A 21,481-nucleotide genomic window follows, 5' to 3' on the forward strand; every position below is an offset into this window, starting at 1 on the left:
TCCATGATTACGGACATCGACTCACACGTTACCCAAGAGCAACTGGTCCGCCGCATCGCGGAAGGGCGGGACCGCATTCGCAAGGAACTCGCGAAGGTTATCCGCGGTCAGGAAGAGGTCATCGAGCTGCTGCTCATCGCACTGCTGTCCGGCGGTCATGCATTGATCACCGGTGCGCCCGGACTCGCGAAGACCCTGCTCATCCAATCGACCGCGCGGCTCTTCCACCTTTCGTTCAATCGCATCCAATTCACCCCGGACCTGATGCCCGCGGACATCACCGGCACGGAGATCCTCGGCGACTCCCCGGAAGGCGGGCGGCGTCTGGAATTCGTGAGAGGCCCGATCTTCGCCAACCTGATCCTGGCGGACGAAATCAACCGCACGCCGCCGAAGACCCAGTCGGCCCTGCTGGAGGCGATGCAGGAGCACCAGGTCACCGCGGCGGGAGTGCGCTACCCGCTGGATGAACCGTTCTTCGTGCTGGCTACCAAGAACCCGGTGGAAATGGAGGGCACCTATCCGCTGCCGGAAGCGCAGCTCGATCGCTTCATGTTCGACATCCGCATCGACTACCTCAGCGAGGACGATGAGGTGGCAGTGGTCACCAGCACGACTTCCAAGCGGCCGGAGCCGATCGAAGCGCTCTTCAGCGGCGAGGATCTTCTGGCATTCCACGAGATCGTAAGGCGCGTCCCGATCGCGGAGGAGACCGCGCGTTACGCCGTGCGCCTTGTCGGCGCCTCGCGGCCGAACCGTCCGGGCACGCCGGACTTCGTGAACGAGTGGGTGAACTGGGGCGCCGGACTGCGGGCCGCGCAATGCCTCGTCATCGGCGGCAAGGCGCGTGCCCTGCTGAATGGCCGCTCCCATGTCACCCCGGATGACATCCGTGCGCTCGCCCATCCCGTGCTGCGGCATCGCGTGCTGCCGAATTTCCGGGCGGAGGCCGAAGGCATCACGCCGGAGGGGATTGTGGATCGATTGCTGAAGCACGTGCCGCTGCCATGAAATACGCTCTCACCACTTGGCAAGCGGCCACATGCCTGCCCCGGGAGCGCGGAGCCTCCGGCCCGCAGAGGCAACCCACCGATCATGCTTCACCTCGCGGACCGCATACGCCCCACCGTCGCCTTGCTACGAGCTTCGCGAACTCACCACTCCTCGGGACTATTCTGCGGGGCGGAGCCTCCGCGCTCCTGGGAGCACGCATGGCTTCATGCTCCACGGGATCACCTTGGCGTAATTGATGAACCCCAACCCGTCATCTCCCCGCCCTTCGACCTTCGCCGATCCGGTGGCGCTGATGCGGGTCCGCAGCCTCGAACTGCGCGCACGCACGGTGGTGGAAGGATTCTGGAAAGGACTTCATCGTAGCCCGCGGCATGGCTTCTCCGCGGAGTTCGCCGAGTACCGGCAATACGTCCCGGGCGATGACATCCGCTATCTCGATTGGAAGGTGCTGGCACGGCGCGACAAGTCCTTCATCCGAAAATTCCGGGAGGAGACGAATGTCCGCTGCCACGTGCTGCTCGATCTCAGCCGCTCGATGGGCTACGGCTCGAAGACCTACACCAAGCTCGAATACGCCCGCACCTTGGCCGCCACGCTGGCGATGTTCCTTCACCAGCAGGGCGACGAGATCGGGCTGCTCACCTTTGATGAAGTCGCGCGCGATTACCTGCCACCACGCCATCGCAGCGGGCACCTGCACGCCATCCTCGCCGCGCTGGACAAGCCCGCGCTCGGCATCGGCGCGGCCTTGCATGCGCCGGTCGATGCCATCCTTTCCCGCGGCCGCATGCGCGGGCTGGTCTTCGTGATCTCGGATTTCCTCACCCCGCTCACGGAGCTGAAAGCCCCGCTCTCCGCACTCGCTGCCTGCGGCCATGACATCAGCCTGATGCAGACGCTCGATCCGGCGGAGATCCACTTCACGTTCGACTCCGCGGTGAACTTCGAGGACATGGAATCCGGCCGCGTCCTCCCCGCTGATCCCGACCAACTGCGCGCGGGATACCTGAAGAAGTTCAACGCGCACCAACAGGGTCTCAAGTCGCTCTGCGACACACTCGGCATCCTCCATCACCTGCTACCGACCGACCAACCATTGGAGACCGCCCTGCACACCTACCTTTCCGGCCGGCAATCGCTTGGCCAACGCATCGACCGCAAGAGCAGCACCTGAACCGATATCGTGGCTTTCCTTGCTCCATTCTTCCTCGCCGGACTCGCAGCCCTCGCGCTGCCGGTCCTGCTGCACCTACGGAAGAACCGGCCCAAGGAAACAGTGGTGTTCTCCTCGCTGATGTTCTTCGACGACCAGCCGCCGATCACCAAGCGCCGCTCCCGCCTGCAGGACATCCTGCTGTTGATCCTGCGCTGCATCGCGCTTGCCCTCCTGGTGCTCGCTTTCGCCCGACCCTTCTTTCCCGCGAAGGAAGACACCCCTGCCCCGCCCGCGAGTGCGGCGACTCATTTCATCTTGATCGATACCAGCGCAAGCATGCGCGGCGAACCGTTGGAGAACTCCCTTCTGGCAGCGCGGGGGACGATCAAGGAGCTGCCCGATGGCGATGCGATCGCGATCGCGACCTTCTCCGATCGCCTCCACATTCTGTTAGACCCGGCACGCGCGCGCAGCCTCGCCCCCGGTGAGAGGAAGGCGACCGCGCTGTCCCTGCTCGACGAAGCGAAGGCCGATTGGCAAGCGACCCATCTCGATGACGCCATTCTTTCCGCCGTCGCGGCGGCTGGACCAGAGGCCCCGCTCCAGATCCATCTTTTCAGTGATCTCCAGAAAGGCGCGACACTCGATCGCCTGCGCGGTGAATCATGGCCGGATGCCCTCCGCATCGTTCTCCATCCCCAGGCACCGCAGGATGGCTGGACGAATGCCGGCGTGCAAATGCTGCCTGCGGAAAAGCAGATCCGCCGCGTCCGCGTGACCAATGCCGCGGGATCGGCGAAGTCCTCCTTCACCCTGGAGTGGAGCGGCAACCCGGCGAAAACGACAATCACCGTAGCTCCCGGCGAAAGCGCGATCTTCGAGGCACCGGAAGGCGTTCCGAACGAGGGCAAGGTGATTCTTGCCGGCGACGACCATGCCTTCGACAATGAGGCGGCATGGACCACCTCGGCGCTACCGGTGGTGAAGATCTGGCATCCCGATCCGAGCGAGATCACCGATACCACGGAGAGCAGCTATTTCCTCCACCGCGCGATGCAACCGACCGCGGACTACTCCGTGGAGGTAGTGAACACACCGCCTGCGGAAGCTCCGGCGCTCACGATCACCGATGGGAAAGCGGCAGACATCGTCGCCCTGCGCAAGGTGATCGAGGAAGGCGGCACGGCCTTGCTCGCCCTGCGCGATGTCGCCTCGGCAAAGATCATTGAAGAGCTCTTCGACGTGAAGGATGCGCAGGCGACGGAAGCCATGGTGCAGGATCACGCGCGCTTCGGGGAGATCGATCTCAAGTCACCCGTCTTCGCGCCCTTCGCGGATCCGCGCTACTCGGACTTCAGCGGCATCCGCATCTGGAAATACCGGGTGCTGCCCGCAGCCCTCACCGCACCGGGCACGGTGCTCGCCCGCTATGACAGCGGTGATCCGGCATGGATCAGCTATCCGCTTGGCAAGGGCACGCTCCATGTTTTCACGACCACTTGGCGTCCCGCGGACAGCCAGCTCGCGCTGACCACCAAGTTCGCACCGCTGCTTCACTCGTTGATCGCGAATGCCGGCCAAGGCCGCGGCGTCTATTTCGTGGGACACAATGGCATCGACACTCCCGGTATCCACGCCGAGGGCGAGCGCCGCATCGCGATCCAACTTGATCCCTCCGAGTCCGAACTCACGCCCTTGCCCGAGGCCGATCTCCGCGCGCTCGGATTGCCCCTCGATGAACCGGTGATCGCGAAGACCAGCGCGATGACCGCCACGCTTTCCAGTGCCGAGCAAGAGAGCCGCCAACGCATTGGCTGGTGGCTGCTTGTCGGAGCCGCGCTATTCTATCTCGCCGAAACCGCGTGGGCCGCCTTGGCAAGCCGCCGCGCCAACCCCGCAACGTCATGATCCGTCGATTGCACGCCATCCTTTCCGAGCTCGCGCAGCGGCGGCAGAAACAGCGCCTCCACGCCGGGCTCGCCGTGACCTGGTGGCTGGGCTTGCTGGCCGGCATCTTAATGTGGCGCTCCAGCGTGTCCATCGGAACATGGGTCGCGTGGTTGCTGCCACTGCTGATCATCGCTTCCGCGGGCGTCTGGTGGTGGAGCCGCAGTGGCGTGGGGAATCCACGGGTGATCGCGAAGATCGTGGAAACGAAATACCCGGAGCTGCGGACGGCCTTGCTCGCCGCACTCGACCAGCATCCGGAGGGCGGCACCTTCAATTACCTCCAGCTTCGCCTGCTCGTCGAATCCGTACAGACGGCCGAGCGCGACGAATGGCTGGAGCTGGTGCCGCAACCACGACTGAGCAAGCTTCGCACGCTGAACCTCACCGGCGTCGCGATCCTTGCCCTGGCACTCATCCTGGCACTGAGGCCCGCCATCAGCCATGTCGCAAGCACGCCCGCTGGGGAGGAAGAGGAGATCGTCACCGCGACACCACTCGATATCTCCGTCCAGCCGGGTGATATCGAAGTCGAGCGCAATAGCCCGCTGACCGTGCAAGCGCGCTTCGGCACGAAGGTCCCCGCGGAGGCATCGCTCGAAACAAGGGACGAGAACGGGCAGGTTCGCTCGGTGCCGATGACGCGGCCATTTACCGAGCCCGTCTTCCAGGCCCGCCTCACCGCGATCGTTGGGCCCATGGAGTATCGCATCGTCACCACGGATGGCAGCAGCCGGAGTTTCAAGGTGAGCGTCTTCGACTTGCCTGCGCTCGTGAGTTCTCAGGCGGTGCTGACTTTCCCCGAGCATCTCGCGAAGCCCGCGGAAACGGTCAAGGACCCGCGCTCCATCCAAGTACCCGAGCGCACCAGCATCGCGCTTTCCTTCACCGCGAATCTACCCAGGCTCTCCGCCACGCTGGCTGCGAAAGACAAGGAACCGCTCAAGCTCGCGGCGGATCCAGCCAATCCCTCGCGCTACCTCGTGGAGATCGCGCCGAAGGATAGCATCCGCTATGAACTCGTCCTCACCGACAGCTCCGGACGCCGCAATGCACGCAAGGACCTGCTCGACATCAAGGTGCTTCCCAACAAGGCACCGGTCGTGAAGGTGGTGCTGCCCCGCAGGAACGACAAGGCCACGCCGATCCAGGAGGTACGGCTCGAAGCGAAGATCGCCGATGACACCGGCTTGCTGGCGCAGGGCCTTCGCTACACGATCGATGGTGAGAACTGGCAGGAGCTCGAAACACCGGTCGCCACCGGCGAGAAGCTGCCGCCGCTTTCCCAACTCATCGACCTCGAAGCCGCGGGCGCGAAGCCGAAGGATATCCTGATGTGGAATGCATGGGCCGAGGATCTGGGTCCCGATGGCAAGAAGCGCCGGGTCAATGGCGACATCCACATCGTCCGCGTTCGTGATTTCGATGAGATCTACCGCCAGCAGGCCGCACCACCCGGCGGCGAGCAGCCACCGCAAGCGGGTGAAGGCGAGCAAGCCGGCGGTGCCGCGGATCTCATCAAGACCCAGACCCAGATCCTCAATGCCACCTGGGCGATCCGCCGCGATCATGCGGAGATCCGCGATACGCAGCCGGAAAAAGACGAGCTGGAAACCCTGCGTCGTTCCCAAGAGATCGCGATCGAAACCGCGACTGCCTTGGAAGCGGAGCAGAGTAATCCCTCGGTCCGCCAGCACGTGACCGATGCGCGGCTCGCGATGAAGGAGGCCTTGGCCGATCTTGCTTCCGCGGAGGAAAAGATTTCCGCCGAGCCCTTGGAGGAAGCCATCAGCCACGAGCAGGTGGCACTTCGCCATCTCTATCAGCTCATGAGCTCGGAGACCATGGTCATGACCGGCCAGAATGCCGGGCAATCTTCATCATCCTCCGAGGAGATGCCGCGCGATGAACTGGAGCTGGAGCAGAAAGAAACCCCTTATCAAGCCGAGCGCCAACCACGCCCCGAGGCACCCGCCGGTGAAGCGGCGCAAGCGATGGATACGCTCCGCAAGCTGGAGGAGCTCGCCAAGCGCCAGCGCGATCTCAACGAGGAGATCCAGGCTCTTCAAAACGCGCTCGCCGAAGCGGACACGCCCGAGGAGCGTGCCGAGGTCGAGCGTCAGCTCAAGCAACTCCGCGAGCAGCAGCGCGAGCTTCTCGCCGATGTGGACCAGCTTCGCGAGCAGACCAGCGATCCTTCGCGCGAGGCCTCGCAACAACCGCGGAGCGAGGCACTCGATGAAGCACGCGAGCGCGCGCAGCAGGCGAACCAGCAGCTTTCCGAGAACAAGCTGGGCGAAGCCCTCGCTGCCGGCCGTCGCGCGCAGGAAACCTTGGAAGAAGTCCACGACGACTTCCGCGAGAACAGCGCGGCTCAACTCGCGGAGCAGCTTCGCGACCTGCGTCAGGATGCCCGGGCCCTCGAAGAACGGCAGCAGCAGCTCGCTGAATCCGCCGGGGCGCAGGAAACTCCACGAGCTCCCCGCCTGCGCGAGTCGAACGCCTCCACTCCTGAGATCGCGCAGCAGCGCGAAGGCCTGAAGCAGCTCATGGATAACGTGCGCGAGACCGCCCAATCCGCGGAACGCGCAGAGCCTCTCGTTTCGAAGGATCTCTCCGAAGCACTCCGCGGTGCCGAGCAAAACCAGATCGCCCGCTCGCTCGAACAAATGGAGCAATCCGGTGCTGACAGTCCCGCCGCGGGACGGGCCGCCGAGGGGATCTCCAATCTCACACGCGAGATCGAAGGCGCGGCCGAGCGCGTGCTCGGCGACGAAGCCCAAGCCCTCCGCTACGCTCGTGATCAACTCCAGCAACTCTCCGAACAAGCGGGCGGTGGGCAAGCGGGCAATGAACCTCAACAAGGCAACCAGCCGGGACAACAACCTGGTGAAGGCCAGCCCGGCGAGCAAGCGGGCAATCAACCGGGACAAGGCAACCAGCCGGAACAACAACCCGGCGAACGCCAGCCCGGCGAACAAGCGGGCAATCAACCCGGACAAGGCAACCAGCCGGGACAACAACCCGGCGAAGGTCAGCCGGGCGAGCAAGCAGGCAATCAACCCGGACAAGGAAGACAGCCCGGGCAACAACCCGGCGAAGGTCAGCCCGGTGAGCAAGCAGGCAATCAACCGGGCCAAGGCAACCAACCCCGCCAAGCCAATCGCCCCAATCGTGGCGGAACATCCGGCGGTGGCAATGGCCGCGGTGGCTCGCGCAACTCCCCGATCACTGGTGATGATTTCCAAGAGTGGAATGAACGCCTCGCCGATCTCGAAGCCCTCGTCGAAGACCCCGAGGCCCAAGCCGCCGTCGCGCGCGCCCGCCAGGCCAGTCGCGAGATGAGGCGCGATTTCACCCGCCACTCCGTCAAGCCCGGCCAAGACAAGCTCGACAAGGAAGTCGTGCGTCCCCTCGCCGAGGCCGCCCGCAAGATCGATGCCCGTTTGCGCGAGCTCGATCGCAAGGACCCGCTTGCTCCCGTCGGACGCGATCCCGTGCCGGAACGCTACGACGATCTCGTCCGCCGTTACTTTGAGGAATTGGGGAAATGACGAGCATCCCCAGCATCGCCAATCTCAGGATCGTCTGGACCGAAAGCGGCTGGGCCGTGCCCGGCATTATCGTGCTCGCGATCATCGCCGTCGCCCTTTTCTTCAGCTACCGCGGCAAGCCTTGGATCCCGCTGCGCATCCGCTTCCTCGCAGGCGGGCTGAAGTGGCTCGGCTTCGCGCTTCTGCTCTTCTTCCTGCTGCGACCGGAAATCGTCCGCACCCACAATCGCCCCGGCACCAATCACTGGGCACTCTTGTTAGACAATAGCCGCAGCATGACCCTGCAGGATCAGGATGATGGCAAGTCGCGCGCCGACCGACTGAATGCATTGCTCGAACCCGCGCCGGAAGGCTGGCAGGAAAAACTCGGCAAGGACTTCATCCTCGACCGCTTCTCCTTCGACCAGCGCCTCCATCATCGCGCCCCGCTCGACTTCACCGGGAATGCCTCCGCGCTTGCCCGTGCTCTCGGCGAAACGCGGGATCGCTATCAAGGCCGCCCGCTCGCCGGCATCCTCGTCGTGACGGATGGCAGCCCCACGGACGCCGCCGCTCTTGCCAGCATGAAGGAAGGCTTGCCACCGGTCTTCCCGCTCGTGATCGCACCGGAGAAGCCGCTCCAGGATCTCTCCGTCGCCAGCGCCACCGCGCGTGCCACCTTGTTCGAAGATGCCCCGCTCATTGTCGATGCCTCGGTCTCCGCGCTCGGACTCGCGGGAGAAACCGTCGTGGCCACGGTGAGCGAACGCGGCGGCAAGGTGCTCGAGGAGTTGCGCCACGAATTCACCGAGGATCAGGCCACGTGGAACCCGCGCTTCCAAGTGCGTCCCGAAGCCACCGGCACCACCTTCCTCGAAGTCGAGGTGAAGCCCGCCGGTCCTCTGCAAGAAGCCACCCTTGAAAACAACCGCCGGATGGTCGCCGCGAATCGCGATAGCGGCCCTTATCGCGTGCTCTACGTCGGCGGTCGTCCGAACTTCGAGCACAAGTTCCTCCAGCGCGCGCTCGACGAGGACCCGGACGTAAGTCTCACCAGCGTGATCCGCATCGCGCGCCGGGAGCCGAAGTTCCAGATGAAGAGCCGCGAGGGCGAGACCAGCAATCCCCTCTATCGCGGCTTTGAGGATCAGGAGAATGCGGAGCGCTTCGACGAAGCAGTCTTCATCCGCCTCAATACGAAGGACAGCGATGAACTCGACCGCGGCTTTCCGAAGACCTCCGCCGGGCTCTTCCCCTTCGACACGGTAATCCTCGATGACCTGGAGGCGGAATTCTTCACTCGCGATCAACAGCGCCTGCTCCAGCGCTACGTCTCGGAGCGCGGCGGCAGCGTGCTCATGCTCGGTGGCATGGAGTCGCTCGATGCCGGCGGCTACAAGGATACCGCGATCGGCGAGATGCTGCCCGTTTACCTCGATCCCGCGACGCCCTCCGATGGCCCATCCTCCGGAAAGTTCTCACTGACCCGCGAGGGCATGTTAGAGCCATGGGCACGCCTGCGAAAGACCGAGGCAGAGGAAGAGCGGCGCCTGCACGGGATGCCGGAGTTCCAGAACATCCACCGCCTCCCTTCGATCCGCCCGGGCGCGATGGAGATTGGCAAGTTCGAATCCGGCGCGACCAGCAGCCCCGCGCTCGTGGTGCGCCGCTACGGCCGCGGCCACACTGCCGTCATCGCTGCCACCGATCTCTGGCGCTGGGGCCTGCACGATGCGGACTCGCACGCCGACATGGACAAGACCTGGCGACAACTCACCCGCTGGCTGCTCTCTGATGTCCCGCGCCCCCTCGCCGTGAAGGCGGAGTCCGCCACGAATGGCCAACGGATCACCACCCGTCTGTTAGGCGAGGATTTCCTCCCCGCCGAGTCCGGTGGCATCGCCTTGCGCGTCCGCCGTCCGGATGAAACATGGACCAGCCTCTCGCCGCGCCCGAATGCGGAGACGCCCGGCATCCTGGAGTCCCTCCACAACGACACCTCTCCCGGCCCCTATCTCGCCGAGGCCACTAGCCGTGCGATCGGCACCCGGCCCGCACAGACCGCCAGCACCGGTTGGGTCGTGAATTCCCTGCAGGACGAATACCTCGCCCTCAAGCCCGACATGGATGCCATGACGCGCCTCGCCACGGCCACCGGCGGCCGCGTCCTCACGCGCGATGGCCTGGATGAATTCGTGAAATCGCTCGATGAACTCCCGGTGCCGATCACCGAGACCCGCTCCGAACCGCTGTGGCACTCGCCTTGGTGGCTCGCCGCCGCACTAAGCTGCTTCATCGGTGAGTGGGCCCTTCGCCGCTGGAAGAAACTCGCATGAAACCCCTGCTCATCGTCCTCCTGATCGCCGTAGCACCGCTCCTGCGTGCCGAGGAGAAACGCGCCCTGCTTCTCGTGGTGGGCGAGCCCGGAAATGCGCTCTATCAGGATGAGTTCCGCCGTCAGGCAAAGGCGTGGCAAGACCTCGGCGCGAAGGCGAAGATGGATGCGAACACCGTCGGCCTCGGTGACGCTCCGGATGACGACGACAAGCCTGCTCTCACGAAAGCCCTCGCCGCGCTTCCAAAGACCGGCGGCGACCTCTGGCTCGTATGGATCGGCCACGGCACCTTCGACGGCCGCTCCGCGAAGTTCAACCTGCGCGGTCCGGACATCGAGGCCACCGAGATCGCGGAACAACTCAAGCCCTTCCAGCGGCGCCTCATCATCCTCAATCTCTTCTCCGCCAGCGGCCCCTTCGTCGAACCGCTCGCGGGCAAGGACCGCGTCATCGTCAGTGCAAGCCGCGGCGGAGAGCGGAACTATTCGCGGCTTGGCGAAAAACTCGCCGACTCCCTTGCCTCCGCCGATGCCGATCTGGATCTCGATGGGTCGCTCTCCTTGTTAGAAGCGGTCCTTCATGCCTCCGCCGCGACCAAGGCCTTTTACGACGACGCGCAGCGGGTCGTCCCCGAGCACGCTGTCATCGACGACAACGGCGATGGCCGCGCCACCGGTACCGACAAGTTCAAGGGCCTGCGTGCGGAGGGAGCTTCGCCCGATGGAGCCTTGGCCCGCGAGATCCAGTTCCTTGGCGACACCATCGATCCCCTTTCCGCCGAAGCCCGTGAAGAGCGCACCAAGCTCGAAGCCGAGATCGAAGCCCTCCGCCAGCGCAAGAAGCAGCTCGCCGAAGACGACTACTATGCCGAGCTCGAGACCCTCATGAGGCGCATGGCAAAGCTCTACGGCAAGTAGCCAAGGCGACAAGAACTACCGGAGCGACCGCTGCGAATCCATACAATGTATTCAACGCTCTGGTGAAATTGAATGAAATGACTTTTAAGTCGCGATAGAACCGACTGCGCATTTGGCAGGCTCCGATTTTACGCTGCCATCGGCGGCGACCAGCAAGGTCCTCGGATGCCGAACTCAATCATCAAGCCCCACATTCAACAACTCGCGGGCAGCGGCAACAGTTTGAAACACCTTGTCATTGAGCGGTGCTTTGAAGCCGCCAATACGGAATATCCATCGGACTACAAACCTCCCTCGCGGCATCTCATCGTAGCCCCTGCTACCCGGCAGGCAGCCCTATCGTGGACCCGTGATGGAACCGGAGCCAGGGTTCGCAGCGATTTCGGGCCCGGGGATCTCATCCTCAATCCACGCGGCTGTTCCGCGCACTGCCAGTGGGGCCAGGACACGCAGTTGATTCTGGTGGCTATCGATCCATCGAGCGTCCCGGAAATCTGCGGGGAGCTGGAGGTTCCCATCATTGAGGTCCCGAAGCTTTTCCACTTCAAGGACGGTGCAATTCACCGTACCACCCAGAGGCTCATCTCCTGCTTCGAGACGACCAGCCCTCCTCTGTTGGAGGCCCAGACCTTGGAGCGCATGCTTATCCGGCAGGTCATCGACAAGTGCCGGAAAATCTATGAGAAGAAGCACCCTCTCTCAAAGGTGAAGCTGATCAAGGTCCACGACTTCATCCATGATCGGTTGGCCGCCACTATCACCATTGACGATCTAGCCTCCGTGGCCGGATACAGCCCGTCCCGCTTCCTCGTGCTATTCCGGAATGCCACCGGCTTTTCCCCTCACCAGTATGTCATGCAGCAACGCCTGGAACGGGCTCGCGAATTGATCCTGCGCACCGACCTCCCGATCAACGCGATCGCTGCGGAGTGCGGTTTCTCGGACCAAAGCCATCTCATCCGCCTCTTCAAGAGACACACGGGTTTCACTCCCAATCGATTCAGGAAATGACTCCGGCACAAGGTCCGGAAGACCGCCAACTGTTAGATCCGCTTCCCTCCATTCCAACTTGGGAAGTTCAAAACTACCCTCCGTCTGCACGAATCCGAGTTTCCCATAAAAGGCCCTGCTTGATTGCGAATGGCGGGAGGGAAAATGGATCACTCGTCTCCCGGATGCTTCTCCCTCCGCAATCAAGCGGGAAACAAGGTACCTGCCGATCCCCCTCCCCCTGAAATCGGGAATAAGGGCGAGATCGAGGATCTGAATGAATGCGGGACGATACAGGATGTGACATCGTCCGATCGCAGCGCCCCGATGCTCGATCAGATGGAAACAGGCATCCGGAAACAGGAAGGCCAGTTCGGCTTGGAAGGAATGGCTCTCCTGCTCAAGCGCGGGATATCGATCCTGTGCGGACAGTCCTTCCATTTCCCGCGAGTCATCCGGAGCACGCGGCTCCAATTCCTCTGAACGCGTGAAGTGGCCCGAAGGGACCGGCCGCAAGCGGATCTCCGATCTGAAGTCCATCAGCAATGATTCTGCCATGAAGGAGCCGGGCTGAGCGGACCTGCCGTCTACGAAGGCCCCGGAAGTTGAAGGCCAAAAGCTCCACGCAAAATCTCCGCGAGCCCTCCCGGTCTCGCGGAGATTCATCGCACGGCGTCAACCGATACGGCGACGGCGCAGGGCCGTCAGTATCCCCGCGATTCCCGCCAGCAGAGTGCCGGACGGCTCCGGGACGGGCGACACCGCGATCCCGTCCATACCAAGGGTGGTCAGGGAATAGTTCGCATAGGGCTCGCCGACCCCGGCTTGGTCAAACATCCCCCACGAATCCGGTCCGGAATGAGCGTAGAAGTCTAACACGATCTCCTCGGAAGGAGCCACAAACGTGAGGGTCACCGTTTCCCAGACGTTGTCCATCAGGAGCATGCCCATGGTCGGCGATGCGGTGACATATTCGCCGTTCACGAAGAGCAGGAATCTGCCGTCGAACTGGTCCGCGGGCGCATCATCACCAAGAAGCATGGCAGACAAGGCGTCCTGATGACCTGAGAGGTTCGTTTGCTCGAAGGAGATCTGATAGGTTTCTCCCACGGTAAGCCCGGAGAGCGTTTGACCCATCCCTTGCCCGTAATGCCAATAGGCCGGAAAAGAGGCATCACCAAGCCGCCGGGTGGTGAATTCCGCGTAGGTTCCTCCGTTGGAAGATGGCACCAGATCGATGGTCGTCGTCCCATCCACGGGTGAGATATAGCTGTCAGCGCTTTTCACCTGCGGAAGCCCCGTGGTCAAAGTCGTGCCATCCGGGAACCACAAGTTGGTTTCCGGGTTGAGGAGTGCGGAAGCAGTCGACCATCCGCTCGGGTAATGGGAAGGTGACCCATCCGAATCCATGTCCGGATTCACGACCGTCACCGCCGCAAGACTCACGGAAATGGACGACAAACCGCAGGCAGCCAAGGCCAGAATCCGGGCGCACCGCGGGTGACGATGGGAAGAGGAGGAGGATGTTTTCATGGGTGTGTTTGTTAGGGTGTCAGAAAACGCCATTGCCACTCTGGGTTGACGCAATGCCGCCGATCTCATCTCGAGAGATGAATGATCCCCATGATTTCATAAACAAAACCTCAGGATCGTATTGAACAAAACAACTTTTTTATACAGCACTTCGAACGCGGTTTACCAGGACACACCGTCCATCAACCAACCGCACTCCACCTCCTTGCCGCCATCCGCAGTCATCGGCCTACAGTGGTCTGCCCATAGTCCGCCCCGCTAGAGTGCATGGGATTTGTTCCTAGACCGGTCGTATTGAGCACATCGGGAGAACCTCGTTAAATGACGCCTCTTGCTGAGCATCCGAAAAATCCAAGTGGCGCCGTCCTTGCGTTGCTGGTCCTACCACACGACCACCTTTCCCCTCCCGGCAGGAATGCCCGACCGGGCTGAGGGCATCGTGCTCACCCGCACCGGAAATCTGGTGACCGTCGAAGTGCAGGGCATCATATGGGAACTCCATTGGTGGCAGGTGGACTGCGGACACGAGTATCAAATCGCGAGCGGCGAGTGGATCCGCGAGCCCGATCCGAGGGTCCGGCAATATGTCGAAAGCATGCTCGAGGACACACACGGCACCCGGGCGGGAGCCGGCCCGATGAGAGACTATTGGATCGATCAGTGCACCTGGGTGCTGGAGCGTAACGGCTGGTAAAAACCAAGCCCGCCAGCGTCTTCCTGCAACCCCATGCAGGGGATCATCTCCCGTGCCCGAACAAGGCACACCCGAAATTTATATCTTCACTTCCACAGTGATAAGGCATCCATAAAAACACCCAACTTGGGGAGGTTGTCAGACAGCCATCCATGATGCAGCCTGATGATGACCCACGCTGCACCTAAGGCATGCTTGGTTCGGCAGCTTCGGGCGACTCCGCGGAGAAGAAACACCCGCGGATTCAAACCTAACAAAACCCAACGAATGAAACATCCATCAGATGTAGAGCATGGCGGAGCTATGGCCGGATCCCAAAGGGAAATCGCAATAGCCCCCAAAAGAAAATCCGTCCTCCGGACCTTCCTGCTGACCCTCGCCATCGGCGTCTCAGGCGGCCTCGCCGACCCTGCATCGGCGATCGGCGCAGGCGATGCCGACACGATGTTCAGTGGCTTCAACAATGCCTTCCTCGTAAACGGCAACTACTATAAGAATAAGATCAACGGCAGCACCTTCGACGAAGGCTGGACCGGAGCCATCAATATTCTGGTCGCCCAGGACGCCTTCGAGCGCACCGGCAGCATCGCCCACAAGAACCTCGTCAATGCTCTCTGCACCACCTTCCTGCAGAAGTTCCCGCCGGGATACGAATGGGACGGCTGGAACGACGACATCGGATGGATCTCCATCATGCTTGCCCGTGGCTACCTGATCACTGGGAATGCCGATCTGCTCTATAACGCCCGCGTTCCCTGCTTCGACATGGTTTGGGCACGCGGCTGGGATACCCAGTACAATGGCGGCGGCATTTGGGAGCAACAGCCGAACATGACGCCACCGGGCGAGATCATCGACAAGCAGGCCCTCTCCAACAACACCATGGGCAAGGCCGCCTGCCTGATCTACATGGGCAACCACGACCAGTGGTACTTGGACCGCGCGACGCAGATCTACACCTGGGTGCGGGCGAATCTCTATAACACCTCGACCGGCCACGTTTACAACGGTATCCAGCCCAATGGGACGGTCAACACCAGCCGGAACGTCTACAACCAAGGCACCTTCGCCGACTTCGCGAACTACCTCTATCAGATCACGGGGAACGTGATGTACTACAACGATGCCAAAAGGGCGCTCGACTACGTCAAGGGCCCCAGCTGGTACAACAATGGCATCATGACTGGCGGAGGCACCAATACCTGGTCGGACGAATACGCCCGCGCGCTGGGCCACTTCTGCCGGGATAACCGCCAGTGGGCGACCTACCACAGCTGGGCCGTGGCCAATGCCAACGCCGCCTGGGCCCGCCGTCGCACCGACTACAATGTCTGCTGGAGCGACTTCAGCCAGCAAACGCCGAACGACAACAACGTCATCACGAATCGCTTCTGCGATGCCGTGGCCTGGCTGCAGTTCACCCCCGTCAACATCCCCGGCAACATCTGGGGACGGCACACCATCGTCGGCATGAACAACATGGCGATCGATACCCTCGGTCTGACCGCGAATAACAGCATCGTCGGGCTCTGGGGCCTGAACTCCGGCCAATCCCAGATCTGGAACTTCAGCCAGAATGCCGACAACTCCTGGAACATCGTCAGCCAGTCCAGTTGGAAGGCACTCGACGTTCCGGGCGGCAATCCCGCGAACAACACCAAGATCATCCAGTGGCCGCCAACACGCGGCAGCAACCAACGCTGGTGGGTCGACCAACAGGCGGATGGCAGCTACCGGATCTGGAACCAGCAGAGCGGCGCATCCCTCGATAGCACCACCACCACCACCAATGGCACCTCCCTCATCCAGTGGGGTTGGAGTGGCGGTCCCCAGCAGCGCTGGCGCCTGCAGTAAAGCACCCGAACTCCGGCACCGCCCTCTCGGGGGCGGTGCCTCTACCCATCCCAGGCTTACCACCCTGTAGTCCCACCAAACTCCGTCGCCATCCGTCCCCGCCAAGCACGATGAAGCTTCCCATCCTCCTATCGGCCACCGCCTCGCTCCTCCTCGGAGCATTCGTGCTTTCCCGCCATCACCCGCCAAGCGCCATCACCGACGCACCCCTTTCATCCCCCGCAAGGCCCAAACGCGAACGCGCTAACATCACCCTCGCCACCGAACCCCTGCTCGCACAACTCACCCGCTGGCGCGACGGCACCGCGCACCTCGATCGCGAAACCATCCACGCTCTCGCCGACAAGCTCCTGCAACTCGATACCGATGCCGCAGCACGTTTCGCCGAATCGATTCCCCTCGGCCCGCACCGCGATGAAGCCCTCCGCCGCTTCGCCCAAGGCCTCGCCACCCGCGCCCCGGAAAGAGCCGAACACTGGGCCGTAACCCTATCCGATGAAGCCGAACGCACCGCCGCCTTGGCTTACATCTGCACCCAGATCGCCCGGACGGACGCAGCCGGAGCCATCCACAAGGCCGAGCACCATCAACTCGACCAGGCCTCCAGCATCACCGTGGAGAATCTCGTCCATCAATGGGCCGACCAGGATCTCCCCGCCGCCACTGCTTGGACTCTCGCCCGGCCTCACGGGCAGCAACGCGAGCAAATGTGCAGCCGTCTTGCCATCGTTCAATCCGCCACGGAACCGGAGCAAGCCGCGCGCTTGGTGCTCGAAGAAATCCCCGAGGGACCCAACCAGACCGAAGCCCTCATCTCCGTGATCTCCCAATGGGCCACCCGCGATCCACAATCCGCCACCATCTGGGTCGAATCCTTTCCCTCCGGCTCCCTCAAGGAAAGAGCCGAGAACGAACTCCAGCAACTCGGCAAGCTGCGTTGACCCGCCGGGAGGTCGAGTCGCCCCCCTCCCCACGCTGCCTTTCACTGATCACTGCTGAATGATCACCCGGCACTCTGCCTTTCACCCCGCAACCTCGATGGCGACCTTGCGGGCTTTCAGCGCCTCGATAACGGCCACCTCTGCCTCGAGTAACGCGTAGGCCGCTGCGATCACCGCGTCCATGGCGTGCTCTTCCTTGGCATCGGCGCTCCGCTCAAGCTTCTCGATCTCCCGATCGGTGCGCCAATCTTCGAACTTCGCCACCAGTTCGTCTTTCTTCTCCTCGAGATAATGGAGAACCCTCTCCTTCGCGGAAGCCGCCTTCTCCCGTTCGGCGTCCAAGCGTGCCAGCGCGGTGCTTCCACGTGTTTCCAGTTCCTCCACACTTCCCTGCACCGCCGCCGCCAGATGGCTCCGGGTCTCGGCCAGATAGGTTTCGGCGGACTCAAGGCGTTCGCCCAGACGAACGATGGATTGGTCGAGTTTCAGGCTCATGATTTAAGGGAATAGCTAGCCGACATAAGAGCGAAATCCCCGAGACACTGCAATCGAAACCAAGACCGGACCACGCCCAAGTCCTTGCCCTTCCCTCGAGTGCGCCATGTCGCCCGGACGACCGGTGATATCATTCATCCAGTAGTGCGGCACGTTCCTCTACGCTCTTGGACCTCCGCCCTCCGCCCTCCGCCCTCCGCCCTCCGCCCTCCGCTTATCGAAACCGAGATCTTCCTTGCCCCCATCAAACCGCCAAATTACCCAAATCAACCCATGGACGAAGCATCTTCTCCCGATTTCGATCGCTTGCTGGCATTTCTCGAACGGCTTCCGGCAATCGATCTTCCAGCCGGAGCCAGATCCATCGGAAGAGGCCGCTTCGCCAATGGAAACTGGTGGGTGAAATTCAGGCTGGATCCCGATCACCCCTTGGCATGGCGTCATGTCCAGGAACTGGGGTTTGTGTTGAATCTCCTTTCAGTGGAAGAACGGCTTCCCACCATCTTCAAGCCCGTCTCTCCGCCACCTTATTTGAATGGCGGCGTCGAGTTCCTATCATGGATAATCGAATCGACCCACGCCGAGTTCCCGCCCGACCTATGTGCCGAGTGGCTTGAAGGAAGGCTACCACGCCCGGTCGAGAATCTTGCCGAGTGGAAGTTCGCCAGCGAACAGGACTAGGCTCAAAGATGTGAACATTCCTGCCCTGTCACGTGACACGAGCAGCGTAAGCCACCCGCCCGAAAGCCTCTCAAGCCCCTCCTTAACCTGGCAGTAGAAGCTCCCGGAGAAACCGGCAAAGATCCCCGATCGACCTCCCCTTTCCATCGCCGTGCGGCCCATCTTCCAAGAAAATCCCTGCCTCCCTTCCGGTTCGTTTACCCATCCGTTTCTTACTGCCAACCTGCGAAACGCCGCCTGTTATTTTTCATGTTCTATCAGGGGTATCACGCGAAACACCGCGCCTTGGCAGTTGAACGCATCCCGGGCCTATCCACACCGCCTCCGCTCGGAAGGGATTCCTTGTCGTGGTGAGGTTCCGGGTGCGATGCTGTGAAAGTCATGAACGAAGAAAGCCGTTTCCTGCTCGAAGCGATCACCTTGGCTCAGGCCAATATCAGCAAAGGCGGACGCCCTTTCGGAGCGGTCGTCGTGAAGGACGGAGAGGTGATCGCCAGCGGGGTGAATGAGATCCACAGCTCTCATGATCCCACCGCTCATGCGGAACTCACCGCAATCCGCGCGGCAAGCCAGGTACTGCATTCTCCGGATCTCCGTGGCTGCGAGGTCTATGCCAGCGGTCATCCTTGCCCGATGTGCATGGCGGCGATGCGGATGGCGGGAATCCAGGCGGTGACCTATGCCTACACCAATGAAGATGGCGCTCCTTACGGCCTGTCCACGGCGGCCATCTATGCGGAGTTGGCAAGGCCCTTCGCCGAGCAGTCGATGGCGATTCGCCATCTGCCGCAAAGACTCGGGCAGCATCCGGACATCTACGCGGAGTGGCAGTCGGCCCATACGGGCGGGCAAGATCATTGATGGGTTGAAAGCAAGCTCTTCAGAAAACTCACCGCCGCGATTCGCGAAACCTCCGATGACGACGCCATCCATTCCACCGTTGGTCACTGCGGCCGAAAGAGGTGACCTCGCCGCGATCGAGCAGCTCTTGGCCCAAGGCACTTCGATCGATGCGAGAGACTCGTCCGGCAGGACCGCATTAATGGCTGCCACCCAGCGGAACGACGTGGCATTGGCGAAGCGGCTCATTGAGGCGGGTAGCGATGTCAATGCGCGCGATGCGGTGATGCTGACTCCCTATCTGTGCGCCGGTGCCAATGGCTTCAGCGAGATCTTCAAGGCTACCATCGCGGCCGGAGCGGATCGCGCGAGCGTCAATCGGTTTGGCGGCACGCCACTGCTGCCATCGAGCGAGAAAGGCTTTCTCCGGACCGTCCGCATCTGCCTGGCCGCGGGAATCTCCGTCAACCGGGCGAACGACCTCGGCTGGTCCGCACTCCTGGAAGCCGTGATTCTCGGCGATGGCGGACGGCTCTATGCCGATGTGATCGAGGCGCTGTTAGAAGCCGGAGCCGACCCTCACTTGAAGGATCGCGATGGCAAGTCGTCGATCGAGCATGCGCGCGAACTCGGCCAGCATCGAGTCCTGGCAATCTTCCGCGATCATCCTGAAGCAAACAACCCTGTCGCCGGAGCGATCAAGCAGGCGAAGGAACTGGAGAAGGGCGAGAGCTATGAGGAAGCGATGTCCGTGATTGATGCCACCCTCGCGAATCATCCGCAGGATCTCGATCTCCTCTACTATCGCGGCTACTACCTCTACGAGCTTGGAAGAGCCGAGGAATCGATCCGATCCTTCGAGGAAGCACTCGCGCTACAGCCTGGCGAGATCGAGTTCCATTTCTACATCGCCTACGCCTATCGGATGCTGCGGCAGCCCGAAGCCGCACTGGCGGCATTTGATGCAGGAATCAACAAGGAGCCCGAACTGGGCTTCCTCCGCTATCACAAGTCGAACTACCTCCGCGAGCTCGGTCGCCATGAAGAAGCCGTGGAGGTGATGGACGAGTTGCTGGCACGACAGCCACACCGCTACGATTACTCCTTCCACAAGGCCAACAGCCTTCGCTCTCTCGGTCGGCACGAAGAAGCTATCGTCGCGATCGAAAATGCGATCGCAGCCGACCCCGGCAACCCTCTCTATCAACGCCACAGGATGGATTCGCTCCGCTTGCTCGGGAGTTGATGCGGACATCACGATTTTATGCAGAGGCGGGAATCGGCGGGCCGGACTGTCTTGCCAGAATCAGCCCGGCCCGCCGGGCATCTATCCCGGAAACTCGTTAGGGATGCGAACCGAAGATTACCTCGAACGGCCCGCCCTTTCCCCTATGTTCATGGCCACCACTTGGATGGCGCCAAAGGTTCAGTATTCACAACCCGGCCGGCGCTTGGCAACATTGTTGGGTTCCTTCACGGCCTTTTCACAAAGGGTTGCTCCCGGACGGCCCTTAAGTTCGGCAGTCCACCCCGGATGAATGTGCCACGTAGCTTGAGGGAAGACCGCCCAGCCCGGCAGACGATTGGGAGTTCCCGGAGAAGAAATACGGTTAGGTTGAAGTATCGGTAACTCCCTCCAACAACATCACCCCGGAAAGGACAAATCGGGAAGTTTGCAATGCAATCTCCGCCTCTTGCTGAGATCATTGAACAACAAGGGGTGGTGAAGTTCATGAAAAGTACTCAAGACTTTGAATAAAGTATTGGCCATTGACCCATTACCCCTTCTTCGGCTTCCGATGGCGTATTCCTTACGGGCACTGGCTCTCATCCGGTAAGGTTAGAAAACCCGCAATGACCTTTCATGCCATCAAGCGCCGCTCCGCATAGATCGCTCATCACGATCCAATCGGGGTCTCCCTTGGATACCGCGCAATCAATTGTCCATGCTGACAAGCTCAACGATGTCTTTCCTCTCCATGACCCGCGCTTCCGGACACAGCCCCCCTTCTCCGGCATAAGCCCCCGGAAAGACCCGTAAGGGTTCAGCACAATGGAGCCCGTGATGGACACCCTGGGGAGGGGGGCCGTCACGGGCTTCTACGCCCTCTCTAGCTCTCCAACATATCCACTGAAAGGAACAAGCTCCGAGGCTCCAGGGGATTTCACAAGCAAGGTCTCCATCCAGGTATCTGCCCCCTCGAAAAGCCCGCGACACCCGACATGACAGCAATCCTGATCCTATCCGTTTTTGTTGCGGCCCTTTTGTCCGCTTCGCACGCATCCGGTGCGACCACTTTCACGTCCCGCGCCGCGATCACCGGCCCAACCGTCAGGGCCCAAATGAATCACGGAAGCGGAATGACACCGCAGATCCCGATGCTTCTGAAGGAGGCACGTTCGACGCCTCATTTTCTAAATCGTCCGCATGCTTCCCGATTGAGGATCGTGCCCGGTCCCTGCATGGCCCGGGTGATCCGGGCACCTGTTCTTACTTCAGTCGCATCCGCGTTTCCCTCGATACGATAGCTGCCATCACTGGCGTGCCGG

The 21,481-nt window shown here is 61.9% G+C and carries 15 protein-coding genes and 1 pseudogene; 13 read left to right on the forward strand and 3 right to left on the reverse strand.

All coding sequences use genetic code 11. From position 1 onward, the window contains the following. The first annotated feature begins 3 nt into the window (after nucleotides 1-3). The 7 genes from HHL09_RS00710 to HHL09_RS00740 all read left to right on the forward strand — a co-directional run bounded on the left by HHL09_RS00710 (nucleotide 4) and on the right by HHL09_RS00740 (nucleotide 11,914). Entirely contained in the window at nucleotides 4-1,011 is a 1,008-nt protein-coding gene (locus HHL09_RS00710; RefSeq protein WP_169452586.1) for an AAA family ATPase, read from the forward strand. Nucleotides 1,012-1,249: 238 nt separating this feature from the next. Continuing rightward, nucleotides 1,250-2,188: a DUF58 domain-containing protein gene (locus HHL09_RS00715; RefSeq protein WP_205760951.1), complete on the forward strand. Its 939-nt coding sequence runs from the start codon at nucleotides 1,250-1,252 to the stop codon at nucleotides 2,186-2,188. Nucleotides 2,189-2,197: 9 nt separating this feature from the next. Next, a complete protein-coding gene (locus HHL09_RS00720) occupies nucleotides 2,198-4,078 on the forward strand; it encodes a BatA domain-containing protein (protein ID WP_169452587.1) in 1,881 nt (626 codons plus the stop codon). Then, nucleotides 4,075-7,671: a coiled-coil domain-containing protein gene (locus tag HHL09_RS00725; RefSeq protein WP_169452588.1), complete on the forward strand. Its 3,597-nt coding sequence runs from the start codon at nucleotides 4,075-4,077 to the stop codon at nucleotides 7,669-7,671. Before HHL09_RS00720 ends, HHL09_RS00725 begins: the two co-directional genes overlap by 4 nt. Next, a complete protein-coding gene (locus tag HHL09_RS00730) occupies nucleotides 7,668-9,986 on the forward strand; it encodes a hypothetical protein (RefSeq protein ID WP_169452589.1) in 2,319 nt (772 codons plus the stop codon). Before HHL09_RS00725 ends, HHL09_RS00730 begins: the two co-directional genes overlap by 4 nt. Further along, on the forward strand, nucleotides 9,983-10,903 hold the full coding sequence (locus HHL09_RS00735) for a hypothetical protein (RefSeq protein ID WP_169452590.1): 921 nt from the start codon (nucleotides 9,983-9,985) through the stop codon (nucleotides 10,901-10,903). Before HHL09_RS00730 ends, HHL09_RS00735 begins: the two co-directional genes overlap by 4 nt. Before the next feature lie 165 nt (nucleotides 10,904-11,068). Then, nucleotides 11,069-11,914, forward strand: a complete 846-nt coding sequence (locus HHL09_RS00740; RefSeq protein ID WP_169452591.1) for an AraC family transcriptional regulator — start codon at nucleotides 11,069-11,071, stop codon at nucleotides 11,912-11,914. A 78-nt stretch (nucleotides 11,915-11,992) separates the two neighbouring features. Here the strand turns inward: HHL09_RS00740 and HHL09_RS26800 are convergent. Both HHL09_RS26800 and HHL09_RS00745 read right to left on the reverse strand, forming a co-directional pair. Next, nucleotides 11,993-12,559 (reverse strand): annotated as a pseudogene (locus HHL09_RS26800) (GNAT family N-acetyltransferase); the annotation flags it as partial. Between the two features lie 9 nt (nucleotides 12,560-12,568). Continuing rightward, nucleotides 12,569-13,426, reverse strand: coding sequence for a hypothetical protein (locus HHL09_RS00745; protein WP_169452592.1), 858 nt, complete (start codon nucleotides 13,424-13,426; stop codon nucleotides 12,569-12,571). Between the two features lie 415 nt (nucleotides 13,427-13,841). Between HHL09_RS00745 and HHL09_RS00750 the strand changes: the two genes are divergently transcribed. From HHL09_RS00750 to HHL09_RS00760, 3 genes are all read left to right on the forward strand, one after another. Beyond that, nucleotides 13,842-14,120: a hypothetical protein gene (locus HHL09_RS00750; protein WP_169452593.1), complete on the forward strand. Its 279-nt coding sequence runs from the start codon at nucleotides 13,842-13,844 to the stop codon at nucleotides 14,118-14,120. Between the two features lie 267 nt (nucleotides 14,121-14,387). Beyond that, nucleotides 14,388-15,974 carry an RICIN domain-containing protein gene (locus HHL09_RS00755; RefSeq protein WP_169452594.1) on the forward strand — a complete coding sequence of 529 codons (1,587 nt, stop codon included), beginning with the start codon at nucleotides 14,388-14,390 and terminating at the stop codon, nucleotides 15,972-15,974. A 110-nt stretch (nucleotides 15,975-16,084) separates the two neighbouring features. Continuing rightward, nucleotides 16,085-16,915: a hypothetical protein gene (locus tag HHL09_RS00760; protein ID WP_169452595.1), complete on the forward strand. Its 831-nt coding sequence runs from the start codon at nucleotides 16,085-16,087 to the stop codon at nucleotides 16,913-16,915. A gap of 81 nt (nucleotides 16,916-16,996) precedes the next feature. Here HHL09_RS00760 and HHL09_RS00765 read toward each other — a convergent pair whose 3' ends face one another. Further along, the gene (locus HHL09_RS00765) at nucleotides 16,997-17,410 is read right to left on the reverse strand and encodes a hypothetical protein (protein ID WP_169452596.1); all 414 of its coding nucleotides are present in this window, start codon (nucleotides 17,408-17,410) and stop codon (nucleotides 16,997-16,999) included. 273 nt (nucleotides 17,411-17,683) lie between these two features. Between HHL09_RS00765 and HHL09_RS00770 the strand changes: the two genes are divergently transcribed. From HHL09_RS00770 to HHL09_RS00780, 3 genes are all read left to right on the forward strand, one after another. Continuing rightward, nucleotides 17,684-18,091: a hypothetical protein gene (locus HHL09_RS00770; RefSeq protein ID WP_169452597.1), complete on the forward strand. Its 408-nt coding sequence runs from the start codon at nucleotides 17,684-17,686 to the stop codon at nucleotides 18,089-18,091. Between the two features lie 381 nt (nucleotides 18,092-18,472). Continuing rightward, complete coding sequence (locus HHL09_RS00775) at nucleotides 18,473-18,952, forward strand: nucleoside deaminase (RefSeq protein ID WP_169452598.1); 480 nt, start codon at nucleotides 18,473-18,475, stop codon at nucleotides 18,950-18,952. A 55-nt stretch (nucleotides 18,953-19,007) separates the two neighbouring features. Then, nucleotides 19,008-20,177, forward strand: a complete 1,170-nt coding sequence (locus tag HHL09_RS00780) for an ankyrin repeat domain-containing protein (protein WP_169452599.1) — start codon at nucleotides 19,008-19,010, stop codon at nucleotides 20,175-20,177. Nucleotides 20,178-21,481: the final 1,304 nt, after the last annotated feature.

Origin of the sequence: Luteolibacter luteus (genome assembly GCF_012913485.1) — a bacterium.
Classification (GTDB): domain Bacteria; phylum Verrucomicrobiota; class Verrucomicrobiia; order Verrucomicrobiales; family Akkermansiaceae; genus Haloferula; species Haloferula lutea.